This is a genomic window from Mycoplana sp. BE70 (assembly GCF_031455855.1).
GTDB lineage: Bacteria > Pseudomonadota > Alphaproteobacteria > Rhizobiales > Rhizobiaceae > Mycoplana.
In genome coordinates, this window is sequence record NZ_JAVDTM010000003.1 from 163426 (window position 1) to 179160 (window position 15735).

At 62.8% G+C, this 15735-nt stretch carries 16 protein-coding genes; 5 read left to right on the forward strand and 11 right to left on the reverse strand.

Annotated elements, in window-relative coordinates:
- Window positions 1-11 precede the first annotated feature (11 nt).
- From J2Y48_RS06975 to J2Y48_RS06985, 3 genes are all read left to right on the forward strand, one after another.
- Window positions 12-1307 carry a pitrilysin family protein gene (locus J2Y48_RS06975; RefSeq protein ID WP_310414826.1) on the forward strand — a complete coding sequence of 432 codons (1296 nt, stop codon included), beginning with the start codon at window positions 12-14 and terminating at the stop codon, window positions 1305-1307.
- Between the two features lie 123 nt (window positions 1308-1430).
- On the forward strand, window positions 1431-2081 hold the full coding sequence (locus J2Y48_RS06980) for a GNAT family protein (protein ID WP_310414829.1): 651 nt from the start codon (window positions 1431-1433) through the stop codon (window positions 2079-2081).
- 7 nt (window positions 2082-2088) lie between these two features.
- Window positions 2089-5001 (forward strand): EAL domain-containing protein, encoded by a 2913-nt coding sequence (locus J2Y48_RS06985; RefSeq protein ID WP_310414833.1) that lies wholly within the window; start codon window positions 2089-2091, stop codon window positions 4999-5001.
- Window positions 5002-5145: 144 nt separating this feature from the next.
- Here the strand turns inward: J2Y48_RS06985 and J2Y48_RS06990 are convergent, their stop codons facing one another.
- Window positions 5146-5751 (reverse strand): YqgE/AlgH family protein, encoded by a 606-nt coding sequence (locus J2Y48_RS06990; protein ID WP_310414836.1) that lies wholly within the window; start codon window positions 5749-5751, stop codon window positions 5146-5148.
- 197 nt (window positions 5752-5948) lie between these two features.
- On the opposite strand from J2Y48_RS06990, the gene J2Y48_RS06995 reads away from it, so the two are divergent.
- Window positions 5949-6761: a protein-disulfide reductase DsbD domain-containing protein gene (locus tag J2Y48_RS06995; RefSeq protein ID WP_310414838.1), complete on the forward strand. Its 813-nt coding sequence runs from the start codon at window positions 5949-5951 to the stop codon at window positions 6759-6761.
- 69 nt (window positions 6762-6830) lie between these two features.
- Window positions 6831-7316 (forward strand): peroxiredoxin, encoded by a 486-nt coding sequence (locus tag J2Y48_RS07000; RefSeq protein WP_310414840.1) that lies wholly within the window; start codon window positions 6831-6833, stop codon window positions 7314-7316.
- Window positions 7317-7401: 85 nt separating this feature from the next.
- Here the strand turns inward: J2Y48_RS07000 and rnhA are convergent, their stop codons facing one another.
- The 10 genes from rnhA to ctaD all read right to left on the reverse strand — a co-directional run bounded on the left by rnhA (window position 7402) and on the right by ctaD (window position 15719).
- On the reverse strand, window positions 7402-7842 hold the full coding sequence (rnhA, locus tag J2Y48_RS07005; protein WP_310414843.1) for a ribonuclease HI: 441 nt from the start codon (window positions 7840-7842) through the stop codon (window positions 7402-7404).
- The gene (locus tag J2Y48_RS07010; RefSeq protein ID WP_310414845.1) at window positions 7839-8807 is read right to left on the reverse strand and encodes a homoserine kinase; all 969 of its coding nucleotides are present in this window, start codon (window positions 8805-8807) and stop codon (window positions 7839-7841) included. Before J2Y48_RS07010 ends, rnhA begins: the two co-directional genes overlap by 4 nt.
- 44 nt (window positions 8808-8851) lie before the next feature.
- A complete protein-coding gene (gene ispH, locus J2Y48_RS07015) occupies window positions 8852-9859 on the reverse strand; it encodes a 4-hydroxy-3-methylbut-2-enyl diphosphate reductase (RefSeq protein ID WP_310414848.1) in 1008 nt (335 codons plus the stop codon).
- 163 nt (window positions 9860-10022) lie between these two features.
- Entirely contained in the window at window positions 10023-10766 is a 744-nt protein-coding gene (locus J2Y48_RS07020) for an SURF1 family protein (RefSeq protein ID WP_310414852.1), read from the reverse strand.
- Window positions 10759-11142 (reverse strand): DUF983 domain-containing protein, encoded by a 384-nt coding sequence (locus J2Y48_RS07025; protein WP_310414855.1) that lies wholly within the window; start codon window positions 11140-11142, stop codon window positions 10759-10761. The genes J2Y48_RS07020 and J2Y48_RS07025 overlap by 8 nt, the downstream gene beginning before the upstream one ends.
- 189 nt (window positions 11143-11331) lie before the next feature.
- Window positions 11332-12207 carry a cytochrome c oxidase subunit 3 gene (locus J2Y48_RS07030; protein ID WP_310415715.1) on the reverse strand — a complete coding sequence of 292 codons (876 nt, stop codon included), beginning with the start codon at window positions 12205-12207 and terminating at the stop codon, window positions 11332-11334.
- Between the two features lie 57 nt (window positions 12208-12264).
- Complete coding sequence (locus J2Y48_RS07035) at window positions 12265-12870, reverse strand: cytochrome c oxidase assembly protein (protein WP_310414859.1); 606 nt, start codon at window positions 12868-12870, stop codon at window positions 12265-12267.
- A 3-nt stretch (window positions 12871-12873) separates the two neighbouring features.
- Window positions 12874-13014, reverse strand: a complete 141-nt coding sequence (locus tag J2Y48_RS07040; protein ID WP_310414862.1) for a hypothetical protein — start codon at window positions 13012-13014, stop codon at window positions 12874-12876.
- Window positions 13014-13970, reverse strand: coding sequence for a heme o synthase (locus J2Y48_RS07045; protein WP_310414865.1), 957 nt, complete (start codon window positions 13968-13970; stop codon window positions 13014-13016). The genes J2Y48_RS07040 and J2Y48_RS07045 overlap by 1 nt, the downstream gene beginning before the upstream one ends.
- An 87-nt stretch (window positions 13971-14057) precedes the next feature.
- Entirely contained in the window at window positions 14058-15719 is a 1662-nt protein-coding gene (gene ctaD / locus J2Y48_RS07050; protein ID WP_310414867.1) for a cytochrome c oxidase subunit I, read from the reverse strand.
- Window positions 15720-15735 lie beyond the last annotated feature (16 nt).

Consider the following 15735-nt stretch of genomic DNA (forward strand, 5'->3'; position numbering starts at 1 on the left):
AAAGTCGGAAAATGAAAGTTGAGTGCACCAGGCTGCCGTCCGGTCTGACGGTCGTCACCGAAAACATGCCGCACCTCGAGAGCGCTGCTCTCGGCGTATGGATCAAGTCCGGCTCCCGCAACGAGACGGCGGACGAACACGGCATCGCCCACCTGCTCGAGCACATGGCCTTCAAGGGCACGGCCCGTCGCTCGGCCCGGCAGATCGCCGAGGAGATCGAAAACGTCGGCGGCGAGGTGAACGCCGCCACCTCGACCGAGACCACCTCCTACTATGCCCGCGTGCTGAAGGACCATGTGTCGCTCGCGACCGACATCCTCGCCGACATCCTGACGGAGTCGGTGTTCGACGAGGAGGAACTCGCCCGCGAGAAGCAGGTCATCCTCCAGGAAATCGGCGCGGCGAACGACACGCCGGACGATGTCGTCTTCGACAAGTTCTCGGAGGTCGCCTATCGCGACCAGACGATCGGGCGAGCCATCCTCGGCACGCCGGAGACGGTGCTGTCCTTCGAACCCAACGAAATCCGCGCCTACCTCGATCGCAATTACACGACCGATCGCATGTTCGTCGTCGCCGCCGGCGCAGTCGACCACGACAACTTCGTGCGCGACGTCGAGAAGCGCTTCGCCTCCCTGCCGCAGACGCCTTCGGCTCCGCCCGTTTCGGAAACGGCCCGCTACACCGGTGGCGATACGCGCGAGACGCGCGACCTGATGGATGCACAGGTACTGCTCGGCTTCGAGGGCAAGGCCTACCACGCCCGCGATTTCTACTGTTCGCAGATCCTTGCGAATATTCTCGGCGGCGGCATGTCTTCCAGACTGTTCCAGGAGGTTCGCGAGCACCGCGGGCTCTGTTACTCGGTCTATGCCTTCCACTGGGGCTTTTCCGACACCGGGATCTTCGGCATCCATGCGGCGACCGGCGGCGAGAACCTTCCCGAACTCGTGCCGGTCATCATCGAGGAACTGCGCAAGTCCGCCGATCGGATCGATGAGCAGGAAATCGACCGGGCGCGCGCGCAGATCCGTGCGCAGTTGCTGATGGGGCAGGAAAGCCCCGCGGCGCGCGCTGGCCAGATCGCCCGACAGATGATGCTTTATGGACGCCCGATTCCGAACGACGAATTGATGGAACGGCTTGCGGGCATCAACGCGGCCCGCCTGACAGACCTCGCCGGGCGGCTGTTCTTCGACACGCGCCCCACGCTTTCGGCCATCGGTCCCCTGGAGCAACTCGCCTCCGCCGACGACATCGTCGGTGCGCTCACGCGCGGCGACGCGGCGCATCGTGCGGCCAGCTAGGCTCAGCCCAGGCGCGATAGCCGTTTGACGGCGTCGCAGGCGCTGGCGTACAGTTCGCCGATGGCGGGCTGCAACGATCAGGTACGAGCCGTCGCGCGTAGCTGTCGCAGCGGAGAGACATAGATGACGCGATCGGTATTTCGGTTCCTGTCCAGACAGTCCGACACCGTCGTGCTCGAAGACGAAACCCACCTGCTGCGCCTGCCTCGCTATTCCGACTATCGTCAGTGGTATCCGTTGCGCTCCGCAAGCCGTCAGTTCCTTGAGCCCTGGGAGCCGACCTGGCGCAGCGACGAGCTGACCGAGAACGCGTTTCGTGGACGCGTGGTGCGCAACGAACAGGAATTTGCGAGCGGCCAGGCCGTGCCGCTCTTCCTGTTTCTCAAATCCGAGCAACGTCTCGTGGGCGGGCTTACCATCGGCTACATCCGCCGCGGAGCGGCCCAGTGCTGCATGATCGGCTACTGGATGGGCGAACGTTACGCCGGTCACGGCCACATGCTGGGCGCGCTGAACCTGTCGATCCCCTACATCTTTTCGGGGCTTCAGTTGCACCGTATTGAGGCAGCCTGTATTCCTGACAATGTGAGGAGCATTCGCCTCCTTGAAAAGGCCGGCTTTCAGCGCGAAGGCTATCTTCGCGAATATTTGAAGATAAACGGGGAGTGGCGTGACCACGTGATGTATTCACTGTTGGCGGGGGACAGAGGCCAACAGCGGGTGCAGGCCGCGCAGGAGAGAGGGGTGCTGGCACCCCAGACGACAGGAAACTAGCATTTCGATGATATTCCGTTCCGTGCCGACACTGCTGCTCGTCAGCCGGGCGCTCGCCCTTATCCTACTGACGGCGCTGTCGCTTGTCGGGCCGTTCGTCTCGTCGGCACAGGCCGTGGAGCCGGTACAGATCTCCCGCGACGACACGGCGCTGGACCTGACGGCAACGACCGAAATCTACACCGGTCGCGGCGAGGCCTTCCAGGTCTCCACCGCCCCCGGCACCGACGGCATCGTCCGGCGCATCGAGGTGCGGGCGACCAATCCCGGCCACGAGGGCGACTGGGCGGTGTTCGCGCTGGCGAACGTGTCCGAGGAGCAAATCGACCGGGTGATTGTAGCCCCCCATTTCCGGCTGGTGCGTTCCAAGCTCTTCTGGCCGGACCTCGGCTCGAAACGCATCCTCTCGATCACGCCGAGCGAAGGCTTCGCGCTCGACCGCCAGCCGAGCGAGGAGGCGGACGTGTTCCGCATCACGCTCAATCCCGGTTCCGTCGTCACCTTTGTCGCGGAACTCGCGACGCCCGAGCTGCCGCAGATCTACCTTTGGGAACCCGACGCCTACAAGGACACGGTCAACGCGTTCACGCTCTATCGCGGCATCGTGCTCGGTATCGCCGGGTTGCTGGCCGTCTTCCTGACCATCCTCTTCGTGGTGAAGGGAACCTCCATGCTGCCGGCGACGGCGGCGCTCGCCTGGGCGGTATTGGGCTATATCTGCGTCGACTTCGGCTTTCTTTCCAAGCTGATCAGCATTACCGCCGGCGACGAGCGGATCTGGCGCGCGGGGACGGAAGTGTCACTGGCCGTCGGCCTCGTCGTGTTCCTGTTCACCTATCTGAGCCTCAACCGCTGGCACGCGCATCTTTCCTATGCGACGCTCGCCTGGATTCTCGGGCTCGGACTGTTGTTCGGTGTCGCGATCTATGACCCGCCGATCGCCGCGGGCATCGCCCGCATCTCGTTCGCGTTGACCGCATCCGCCGGCATCATCCTCATCGCCTATCTCGGCTTCAACCGCTACGATCGGGCCATCCTGCTTGTTCCGGCCTGGGCGCTGATCCTGGTCTGGCTGTTCGGCGCCTGGATGACGGTGACGGGAAGGCTCGACAACGACATCATCCAGCCCGCGCTCGGCGGCGGCCTCGTTCTGATCGTGCTTCTGATCGGCTTTACGGTGATGCAGCACGCCTTTGCCGGCGGCGCCTATCAGCAGGGACTGTTCTCCGACCTCGAGCGGCAATCACTGGCCCTGACCGGTTCAGGCGACACCGTCTGGGACTGGGACGTTGCCCGCGACCGGGTCGTCACCATCCCCGACATCTCCACCCAGCTCGGCCTGTCCCCGGGCGTGATGCATGGCCCTGCCCGCAACTGGCTGCCGCGCCTGCACCCCGACGATCGCGACCGTTTCCGTGCCACGCTGGACGTGCTGCTGGAACATCGCCGCGGCCGGCTGAACCACCAGTTCCGTGTCCGCGCCGAGGATGGCCATTATCACTGGCTGGCGATCCGGGCGCGGCCCGTGCTCGGCGCCAACGGCGAAATCATCCGCTGCGTCGGCACGATCGTCGACATCACCGAGCAACGTAATTCCGTCGACCGCCTGCTGCAGGATGCGCTGCACGACAACCTCACCGGACTGCCGAACCGCCAGGTCTTCCTCGACCGGCTGCAATCGGTGCTCTCGATCGCGGGCTCCAGCGAAACGGTCCGGCCGACCGTGCTTGCGATCGACATCGACCGCTACAAGCAGGTGAACGACGCGCTCGGAATCGCCGCCGGCGACAATATCCTCGTCGCACTGTCGCGGCGACTGCGACGGATCCTGAAACCCCAGGACACGCTTGCACGGCTTTCGGGCGACCAATTCGGCCTGATACTGCTGTCTGAGCGCGACCCGGCAAAGGTGGCGGATTTCGCCGATGCCGTCAGCAAGGCGATCACCGTTCCGATCAACTTCGCCAATCGCGAGATCATTCTCACCGCCTCGATCGGCCTCGTCTCCTGCCTGGACCCGCAGCAGGACGCGGCCAGCCTGCTCAACGACGCTGAGCTTGCCATGTACCGGGCGAAAAAGGCCGGCGGCAATCGCGTCGAGCCGTTCCGCCCCGCCTTCCGCAGCATGGGAACCGACCGGCTGCAGATGGAAACGGACCTGCGCCGCGCAATCGACCGCAAGGAACTCTCGCTCGTCTACCAACCGATCGTACGGCTCTCGGATGCGGAGATCGCCGGCTTCGAGGCCTTGATGCGCTGGGAGCACCCGAAGCGTGGCAGCATCTCGCCGGAGGAATTCATTCCAGTCGCCGAGCAGTCGGGCCTGATCAGCCAGCTTGGCGCCTTTGCCTTCGACAAGGCGGCGAGCGACCTCATGGACTGGCAATTGCAGACCGGCGACCTGCCGATCTTCGTCTCGGTCAACCTCTCCAGCGCGCAACTGCTCAACAACGAACTCTACAACGACGTCAGGGCGGTGCTGTCGAAGACGCGCTGCGAGCCGCACAAGCTGAAGTTCGAGCTGACGGAGTCCGTGGTGATGGAGAATGCCGAGCAGGCACGGCTCGTTCTGAACAAGTTGCGCGAGGCGGGCCTTGGCCTGGCGCTCGACGACTTCGGCACCGGCTACTCCTCGCTCGCCTATCTCACCCGTTTCCCCTTCGACACGATCAAGATCGACAAGGCACTGGTGCGGGACAGTTCGGACAAGCGCACGGTTCTGCTGCGGTCGGTGATCTCGATGGCGCTCGAAATGGAGATGCAGGTCGTCGCCGAGGGCATCGAGACGGAGGAAGACGCCATCGAACTCGGGCGGATGGGCTGCCAGTTCGGCCAAAGCTACCTGTTCGGGCCGCCGATCGGCTGCGATTCGGTGTTGCGCCTGCTGAAGGAACGGTTTCCGCTCATGAAGCGGGCCTGATCGCTCGGAGCGCGGCCCATTGCCTAACGACCGACCACAGGCGCCGACACTTACGCCTTCAGATCCGGCGCCTCATGGCGGTGCCTGACGGCCGTGACGCGATTGAAGATTTTCAGAAGGAACGGGGTGCCAGTGCTTGCCGGCTCAAGCGTGGCCGGCTTCCATCGACAGCATCGCCGGGGTGACCCCCATCAGTGCCAGGGCACGGTCATACTTGTCCTCGACCGTCGTGTCGAAGATCAGATCCTCCGAGGCCGGGCAGGTCAGCCAGCCGTTGGCGGCAATCTCGTTCTCCAGTTGCCCCGCACCCCAGCCGGCATAGCCGAGCATCAGCAGGCCGCGCCGAGGCCCCTCCCCGCGCGAGATCGCCCGAACAATATCGAGGGTCGCGGTCAGGCTGATGTCATCGCTGACGGGGATGCTGGATTCGGAGCTGTAGTCGTCGGAATGCAGGACAAACCCGCGGCCGCTCTCGCATGGACCGCCTGCGCGGATCGGGAAATCGACCGTCCCGTCGGGCATTCGGATCGCCTCGTCTTCCGCCACCAGTTGCAGGTGGAGGAGGACGTCCATGAAGTTCATCGGCTGCGAACGGTTGATGATGAAGCCCATGGCGCCGTCTTCGGAATGGGCGCAGATATAGACGACACTCCGCTCAAAATTCTTGTCGAGCATCCCCGGCATGGCGATCAGGAAATGACCGTCAAGGAAGCCGCGCTCTCGTTTTTTCTTCAGGACCGACGTCGCCATAACCAACAGCCTATCAATTCACGGCCAAATGAAAAGCGCCTTCTCGCCGTGTCGCTGCTTTTGCCCGGCACCCCAAGAACCACTTCCTGATAGAAGTGGAGCAGCGCGCGCCGCGATCAAGAGAATATGATCCAGAAAGCGGCAAAGGTGGTGGAAACTTCGGTGGACGAGGGCTACATCTTTCGCCCATGAGAGGCTTGCGTTCTACCTTGTTCGTCCTAGCGGTGATGGCTCCGACGTTGGCGGCTGGCGCCAGTTCCGACTGGATCCAGACCGAGGGCGGCCGCGTCCGCCTCGTCGTGCTGCCGGAGCAAGCCGATGGAGAGATCCCGGCGCTGCTGGACGTTCACCTCGAGGCCGGCTGGAAGACCTACTGGCGCGATCCGGGCCAAAGCGGCATTCCGCCGTCGGTCAGCATTCCAAACGCCTCCGGCCTTGTGCTGGAATCGATGCGGTTTCCGGTTCCAAAACATTTCGACGACGGCTACTCACGCTACACCGGCTACGACCAGTCCGTTGCCTTTCCGCTGACGCTGAGGCGCAAGGGTTCCGCCGCCGGCAGCGACGAAGTGACCGCCTCGATCTTCCTTGGCATGTGCAAGGATATCTGCATCCCGGTGCAAGCCGAACTCACGGTCGATTTGAAGGCTGCTGCGATGGCCGGCTCCGGGGACGCGACCGTTCTCGCGGCGGCTAAGGCCGGCCTTCCGGAGCCTCCCTCACCCGACTTCAACATCAGGGAAGCGCGCTGGGACGCCGACGGCAAGTCGCTTTCGGTCACCTTCATCGCCCCGCCACAGCAATCGGACAAGCCGCCGCAGGTGTTCGTTTCCGGGCCGGAAGGCTTTCAGTTCGGCGCAGGCGCCATACCGCAGCGCGTCGGCGACGCTTACCGTGTCGACGTACCCCTCCTGCACAAGCCCAAGTCGTCAGGCCTCACCGGCGCCCCGATCCTCTTCACCGCCGAAAGCGGCGACCGGTCGATGGAAACGGCGCTTGCCATCGACTGACCGCGGCCTATATTCCGCGCTGACTGTTCGCGCGCACTGCGTGGGCTGGAGCAACCAAGGAGACTGATCGTGACGATTGCCGTTGGAGACAAATTGCCCGACCTGAAGCTGAAGGAAACCACGCCGGACGGACCGGCCGAGGTTTCGACCGGCGATATCTTCAAGGGCAAGCGCGTCGTGCTCTTTGCAGTTCCGGGCGCGTTTACGCCAACCTGCTCACTGAACCACCTGCCGGGCTACCTGGAGAACCGCGACGCCATCCTCGCCAAGGGCGTCGATGACATCGTCGTCGTCGCGGTCAACGATGCGTTCGTGATGACGGCCTGGGCCAAGGAAAGCGGCGGCGCCGGCAAGCTGCGCTTCCTCGCCGACGGCAGCGCTGCTTTTGCCAAGGCCCTCGGCCTCGACATCGACCTGACCGCAGCCGGCCTCGGCGTGCGCTCCAAGCGCTACTCGATGCTGGTCGAAGACGGCGTGGTCAAGAACCTCAACATCGAGGAAAGCCCCGGCCAGGCGACCGTGTCGGCTGCAGCGGCGATGATCGGGCAGCTTTGAGGCTGACGCCCGCTTACCTCGTCTGAAACAACAATGCCCGCGATCTCGCGGGCATTGCCATTTAAATCCGAGTGGGACGAGTTCCTCACCGTTTCTTGAACGGCTCCATGCCCATGCGAGCCAGTTCGTCGGCGCGCTCGTTCTCCGGGTGGCCGGCGTGGCCCTTGACCCAGTGGAACGTCACCTTGTGCCGGCGTCGGGCCTCGTCGAGCGCCTGCCAGAGTTCGCCGTTCTTCACCGGCTTCTTGTCGGCCGTCTTCCAGCCGTTCTTCTTCCAGCCGTGGATCCACTTCTCGATGCCGTCCATGACGTATTTCGAGTCCGTGTAGAGATCGACCTCGCAGGACGCCTTCAGGGCGTCCAGGGCGGTGATCGCAGCCAGAAGCTCCATGCGGTTGTTGGTCGTCTGCTGCTCGCCTCCTGAGAGTTCCTTCTCGACCTCGCCATAACGCAGCACTGCGCCCCAGCCACCTGGTCCCGGATTGCCCGAACAGGCGCCGTCGGTAAAGATATCTACGTGCTTCATCGATGCACCAGGCCGTATTCTTCTGCCGATTTGACCTGGCGATGAAAGCGCAGCCTGCGCAGGTATTCGAGCGGATCCTTCTTGACCACCAGCGCACCCGGCGGTGTCATCAGCCAGTCGTAAAGGCGGGTCAGGAAGAAGCGCAACGCCGAGCCGCGCGCCAGCAACGGCAGTGACTTCAGTTCCGCACCGTTCAGCGGGCGCACCTGTTCGTAGCCGTCGAGCAGCGCCATGCCCTTGGTCATGTTGAACGAACCGTCCTTCTCGAAGCACCAGGCGTTCAAGCAGGTGACGACGTCATAGGCATAGCTGTCATTGCAGGCGAAATAGAAGTCGATCAGCCCGGACAGCTGGTCGCCAATGAAGAAGACGTTGTCCGGGAACAGATCGGCATGGATGACGCCGTGTGGCAGCGTCTTCGGCCAATGGCTTTCAAGAAAGGCGAGCTCCTCGGCGATCTCGTCCTGCAAGCCCGGTTCCACCTCGTCGGCGCGGGCGGCGGACTTGTCCCACAGGGGCCGCCAGCCATCGACGGACAGCGCGTTCTTGCGGGTCAGCGCGAAGCCCTGGCCGGCCACATGCATGTCTGCCAACGCCCTGCCGACCTCGCGGCAATGCTTGGCGGCCGGCTTCCTGAGCCAGGTGCCTTCGAGAAAGCTGATCATGGCGGCGGGACGGCCCGAAAGCTCGCCGAGCAACTGGCCATCCTTACGTGAAAGGGGCAGCGGGCAGTTGAGGCCGCGGTCGGCGAGATGGTGCATCAGGCCGAGGAAGAACGGCAGGTCCTTCGGATCGACGCGCTTTTCGTAGAGCGTCAGGATGAAGGCGCCCTTCGTCGTGTGCAGGAGAAAGTTGGAATTCTCCACGCCTTCGGCGATGCCCTTGTAAGAAAGCAGCGTTCCCGCCTCGTATTCGGTCAGGAAGCGCGCGAGGTCGTCTTCGGTGATATCGGTATAGACTGCCAAATTTTCAGCTCACGATCGGAAGGCCCGGGAAGCAGGCCTTCTTCCTATTCCCCGTTGACGAAGGCCATGTCGGCCGCCGTCAGTTCGATGTTGCGAAGCTCACGATTGACGAGAAAGTTCTCCGTCTCTTCGACCGTATCGGCAAGCTCCACCGTCGTTGCGTAGCGGGCGCGGAACGCCTCGATGATCTCATCGACGATGACCTCCGGCGCCGAAGCACCCGCCGACAAACCAACGGTACGAATTTCACCGATTTCATTCCAGTCGATTTCCGCTGCGCGCTGGACGAGCAACGACTTTTTTGCACCTGCGCGCAACGCCACTTCGACAAGGCGCCGGGAATTGGAGGAATTCGGCGCACCGACGACGAGGAACAGATCGCATCCGGGCGCGGCCTGCTTCACGGCCTCCTGCCGGTTGGTCGTGGCATAGCAGATCGAATCGGCCGCCGGTGCCGTCAGGTTGGGGAAGCGTTCCTTCAGGCGCGCGATGACGCCGGCGGTATCATCGACCGAAAGCGTCGTCTGCGTGACGAAGCCGAGGTTGTCCGGGTCGGCCGGCACATAGGCATCGGCGTCCGCGACGGTCTCGACCAGCGAGACGGAACCTTCCGGCAACTGCCCCATCGTGCCGATCACCTCGGGATGGCCGGCATGGCCGATGAGGATGACATGGCGGCCGAGGCGCTGGTGACGCATCGCCTGCTTGTGGACCTTGGAGACCAGCGGGCAGGTCGCATCGAGATAGAACAGGTTGCGGGCGGCCGCGTCGGCCGGAACGGACTTCGGCACGCCATGGGCCGAGAAAACCACCGGCTGGGCGTGATGCTCCGCCGGGATCTCGTCCAGTTCCTCGACGAAAATCGCCCCCTTTGCCTCCAGCCCCTCCACGACATAGCGGTTGTGGACGATCTCGTGGCGGACATAGACCGGCGCGCCATAGGCCTTGAGCGCCAGCACGACGATCTGGATTGCCCGGTCAACGCCGGCACAAAAGCCGCGCGGGCCGCAAAGGCGGATGGTCAGGGGCGAAAGTGCGGTCGAGGAAGCCATGTCAGAAAGTCACCGATACGAAGAGAGCGCGCTGATCGCGGGCGGCCCTTGAAAGCAGAGGAACCGTAGGGGCTATGTCGGATTTAACATAAATCACGGTCGATGAAAGGCGTCACCGCCACTCCGGACAGAGAATTGCAGCGTGCCTGGAACCACGTGCCCATCATCGGCGACGCGAGCGCCAAAAATTGATCCCGCTCACACCCAGCAGCGCGGCAGCCAGGCCATACCAGGTCAGCGCATATTGCAGGTGATTGTTGGGCAGGTCGAACTGGGTTACGCCTCCGACGGGCAATCCGCCGGGATTGGGCGCATTGTCCGCGTCGACAAAGAACGGCACGAGGTTTTCCGGCGCGATCCCCGTGCTCGACGCCATCGCGTCGAGATCCTTCCAGTAGAAGACGTTCTTGGCGAGATCATTGTCCGGCACGAGCGACGAAGGCTTGCCATCCAGCCGGGCACGAGCGAGCCCCACGACCTGTTGCTCTCCGCTGATTTCGCCACCCTTCCGGGTCTCCGCATCCTTCCTCTCGAAAGGGACAAAGCCGCGGTTGACGAACACGTGGCGTCCGTCCGTCAGTCGAAGCGGCGTATAGACGTGATAGCCGGACTGGCCGTTCCAGGTGGCAAAGAAATGCCGCTCCTTGTCGTGCTCGAATGTCCCCTTGAGGATGACAGGCCGATACTCGACATCGCCTCCACCCCGCCACATGCTCTCTATCGCAGCGAGTTCCACAGGCGCCTGCGCATGCCGCTCGGCAATATCTGCCAGCAGCTTGTCTTTCCAGGCGAGACGCTGCATCTGCCAGGTTCCGAGCGTCAGCAGGATTGCCAGCACCACAAGCAGCAAGGCAGCCGAAAGCGCCGGGCGCACGGATCGGCGCCCCCCTCGCGCCACCTCAGCCACGATCGATCTCGCCGGGACGAGCGTTGTTGCGATACTGCAGTGCGACCAGCACTCCCTTCAGCATGCGCGTCAGGACCAGGCCGAAGGCGATGGTCAGCGGGACCCACAGCAGGAAGTGCAGCCGTAACGGCGGGCTGAAGTTGACCTCCATCCACAGGGCGAGGCCGACGACAACGAACCCGACGATCAGCAGAACAAAGACGACCGGGCCATCACCGGAATCGGCAAAGGAATTGTCCAGCCCGCAGGCGGCGCAGCGTGGCTTGATCTTCAAGTACCCATCGAAGAGCTTGCCCTCACCGCAGCGTGGACAATGGCCCCGCAGTCCGGTCGAGATGGGTTCGACGGGCGGGTAAAGGGCCTTGTCATCATTCATCGTCGTACTCCGGCAGACAAGACGGCCTGAACAAGAGCCAGGGATCAGACCGTCTCGCCACATGCATTTTGTCAAATAAGGTACGCCTCTCCGTGTCGCCCGTCCAACTGAGCGGATGCGACATAGCGACCTTGCGCAAAAGCGAACGGCCGCATCGCTGCGGCCGTTCCTGAACGATATCCCGGCAGATCAGCCGTGGGCGATGGTCCCGCCCCAGCTTCCCCAGATGTAGATGGAGAAGAACAGGAACAGCCAGACCACGTCAACGAAATGCCAGTACCAGGCGGCGGCCTCGAGGCCGAAATGCTGCTTCGGCGTGAAGGCACCATTGATCGCGCGGATCAGGCAGACCAGCAGGAAGACGGTGCCGACGAAGACGTGGAAGCCGTGGAAGCCAGTCGCCATGAAGAAGGTCGCGCCGTAGATCGAATCCTTGAACGCAAACGGAGCGTGGACGTACTCGTAGGCCTGCACGAACGAGAACAGGACGCCAAGCAGCACCGTCAGGGTCAGCCCCTGAATGAGACCCTTGCGGTCGTTGTGCAGGATCGCATGGTGCGCCCAGGTCACGCAGGTGCCCGACAGCAGCAGGATGATGGTGTTGTAGAGCGGCAGGTGCCAGGGATCGAGAACCTCGATACCCTTCGGCGGCCAGATGCCGCCGGTATGCTCGACCCGCGTGGCCTGGATGGCCTCGCCCGGGAAGAGGCTGGCATCGAAGAACGCCCAGAACCAGGCGACGAAGAACATCACTTCGGAAGCGATGAACATGATCATGCCGTAGCGAAGGTGCAGCGAGACGACCCGCGTGTGGTGGCCCTCGTCGCCTTCCTTGATCGTGTCCGACCACCAGCCGTACATGGAATAGAGCGTGATCGCGATGCCGATCACGAAGACCCAGGGATTGGCAAATTCCAGGCCGAAGATCTTCAGCGAACCACCGGCAAGGTAGCGCATGTAGATGATACCACCGATCGCCAGCACGAAGGCGCCGATCGATGACAGCAGCGGCCACGGGCTTGGATCGATGATGTGGTAGTCGTGATTTTTCTGCGCTTGCGCCATGTCAGTCATCCCCATGTATACGTTCTCGTCCCCGGCCTGGCCGGAAACGCGTGTCTCTCAAAGCTTGCTCGCTTCCTCGTCCGTCATGTCCGCCGCCGAAGCCACCGGCTTCGTCTTCTCGTGCGGGAAGAAGGTGTAGGAAAGCGTGATGGTGTGAATGTCCTTGGTCTCGACCGGGTCCACGATCTCCGGATCGACGAAGAAAACGACCGGCATCTCCATCTCCTCCCCGGGTTTCAACGTGGTTTCCGTAAAGCAGAAACACGCCACCTTGTTGAAGTAGGCGCCGGCCGCCTGCGGCGTGACGTTGAACGTCGCCTGCCCGGTTGCCTCGGCATTAGAAGTGTTGCGGGCCTTGTACAGGACCTGCACCGTCTCGCCGATCTTCAACTCGATCTCACGCTGGACGGGCTCGAAGGACCACGGCAGGCCGGGTCCGGTGTTGGCGTCAAAACGGACCTTGATCTTCTTGTCGAGAATGACGGAGGAGGCCTGCTCGACGCGCTGGGTCGTGCCGCCGTAGCCGGTGACCTTGCAGAACATCTCGTAGAGCGGAACGGCGGCATAGGCCATGCCGAGCATCCCGACGGCAAAGGTGAGGCAGACGGCGACAATCGTGCCGTTACCGATTCTCTGCCGCCTTGCGGGTGTGGTGTCAGCCATGGCTCAGCCCGCCATGCCGCCGGCGAATTTCACCAGCGTGATGATATAGAAAAGGACAACAAGGCCGACGAGTGTAGCTGCGATCGCAATATTGCGGCCGCGGCGCGACTTCTTCTGCTTGTCGGTAAGGGTGATGGTTTCCATCAGACACTCCATCCTGCCAGCCAGCCGGCAGCCATGACGGCGCGATCGATCATCAGGCCGGAGAAAATGGCGAAGAGGTAGAAGATCGAATAGCCGAACAGCTTCTTCGCCGGGACCATGACGCGATCGGACTCCGGCATGCGCAGCACGCCGATCGAATACCACACGAAGCCGATGCCCATAGCGGCGGCAAAGATGCCGTAGCCGAGGCTGGCGAAACCCAGATAGGTCGGCGCGACAGCGATCAGCGCCGTCAGCACCGCATAGACCATAATCTGCTGCTTGGTGGTCTTCTCGCCCGCCACGTTCGGCAGCATCGGCACGCCAACGGCACCGTAGTCGCGCATCTTGAAGAGCGCAAGCGCCCAGAAATGCGGCGGCGTCCAGAGGAAGGTGATGAGGAAGAGGACGATGCTTTCGACGGACACGCCGTTCGTGACGCAGGCCCAGCCGATCATCGGCGGAAACGCGCCGGCGGCTCCGCCGATGACAATGTTCTGCGGCGTCGAACGCTTCAGCCACATCGTGTAGATGACGGCGTAGAAGAAGATAGTGAAGGCGAGCAGCCCGGCCGACAGCCAGTTGACCGCCAGCCCGAGGATCGCGACCGAGAAGGCGGAAAGCGTCAGCCCGAAGGCAAGCGCTTCGCGCGGCTGCACACGGCCGGCGGGAATGGGGCGTTTTGCGGTGCGCGACATGACGGCGTCGATGTCGGCGTCGTACCACATGTTGAGTGCGCCGGAGGCACCGGCACCGACGGCGATGCAGAGGATCGCGATCACGCCGATGACCGGGTTGATGTGACCGGGCGCCAGAACCAGACCGGCAAACGCGGTAAAGATTACGAGCGACATCACGCGTGGCTTCAAAAGCTCAAAGTAATCGCGCGCAGTCGCCTCAGAGAGGATCATGTCCCCGCCCTCCGCAGCCGCTTCGTGATGATCGATGATTGCCATTATGCCTGTCACTTGCTGTGGCCGATCTACCGGCCGGGACTTGGAGAGGCCGCCATTGGACGGCGGCCTCCGTGTTCGTCTGCGATCTTACTTGATCTTCGGGAGCTGTTCCCACTGGTGGAACGGCGGCGGCGAGGAGAGCTGCCACTCGAGCGTGTTCGCGCCCTCACCCCACGGGTTGTTGCCGGCAACCCGCTTGCGGGCGAAAGCTTCGAAGACGCAGAACAGGAAGATCAGAACGCCGACGCCTGCAATGTAGGAGCCGTACGAGGAAACCCTGTTCCAGCCGGCGAACGCATCCGGATAGTCGATGTAGCGGCGCGGCATGCCGGCCAGACCCAGGAAGTGCTGCGGGAAGAACACCAGGTTCACCCCAATAAACATGACCCAGAAGTGCAGCTTGCCGAGGAACTCCGAGTACATGTAGCCCGTCATCTTCGGGAACCAGTAGTACCAGGCCGCGAAGATCGCGAAGACGGCACCGAGCGACAGAACGTAGTGGAAGTGAGCGACCACGTAGTAGGTGTCGTGCATAGCGCGGTCGAGGCCGGCGTTTGCAAGCTGGACGCCCGTGACGCCGCCGACGGTGAAGAGCAGGATGAAGCCGAGCGCCCAGATCATCGGAGTGGTGAAGCGGATCGACCCGCCCCACATCGTCGCAATCCACGAGAAGATCTTGATACCCGTCGGGATGGCGATGACCATCGTCGAGAAGACGAAATAGCGCTGCGTGTCGAGCGACAGGCCGACCGTATACATGTGGTGCGCCCACACGATGAAGCCGACGGCGCCGATCGCGACCATGGCATAGGCCATTCCGAGGTAGCCGAAGATCGGCTTGCGCGAGAAGGTCGAGATGATGTGGCTGACGATGCCGAAGCCCGGCAGGATCAGGATGTACACTTCCGGGTGACCGAAGAACCAGAACAGGTGCTGGTAGAGGATCGGGTCGCCGCCACCTTCAGGCGCGAAGAATGCCGTGCCGAAGTTGCGGTCGGTCAGGAGCATGGTGATGCCGCCTGCCAGAACCGGCAGCGAAAGCAGCAGCAGGAATGCCGTGATCAGCACCGACCAGGCAAAGAGCGGCATCTTGTGCATGGTCATGCCAGGTGCGCGCATGTTGAAGATCGTGGTGATGAAGTTGATCGCACCGAGGATCGACGAGGCACCGGCGATGTGAACGCCGAGGATCGCGAAGTCCATCGCCGGACCCGGCATGCCGGACGTCGAGAACGGCGGATAGAGCGTCCAGCCGCCACCCGCGCCGTAGGCACCCGCCGGACCTTCGACGAACATCGAAAGAAGCACGAGCAGGAATGCCGGAATGATCAGCCAGAACGAGATGTTGTTCATACGCGGGAACGCCATGTCCGGCGCACCGATCATGATCGGCACCATCCAGTTGGCGAAGCCGCCGATCAGCGCCGGCATGACCATGAAGAAGATCATGATGAGCGCGTGCGCGGTCGTGAAGACATTGAACATGTGCTTGCCGCCGTCGATGGCAGCATCGCCCTCGAAGCCGTAGACCATCTGGGCAAGACCGTGGAAGATCTGGATGCCCGGTTCCTGCAGCTCGGCGCGCATGAAGATCGAAAGCCCACCGCCGATGATGCCGGCAATGATCGCAAAGATCAGATAGAGCGTTCCAATGTCCTTGTGGTTCGTCGAGAGGAACCAGCGGACAAAGAACGAAGGCTTGTGGTCGTGATGACCGTGGTCATCGTGGGCAGCGGTTGTTCCGGCCATGGATTGCACTCCCTTG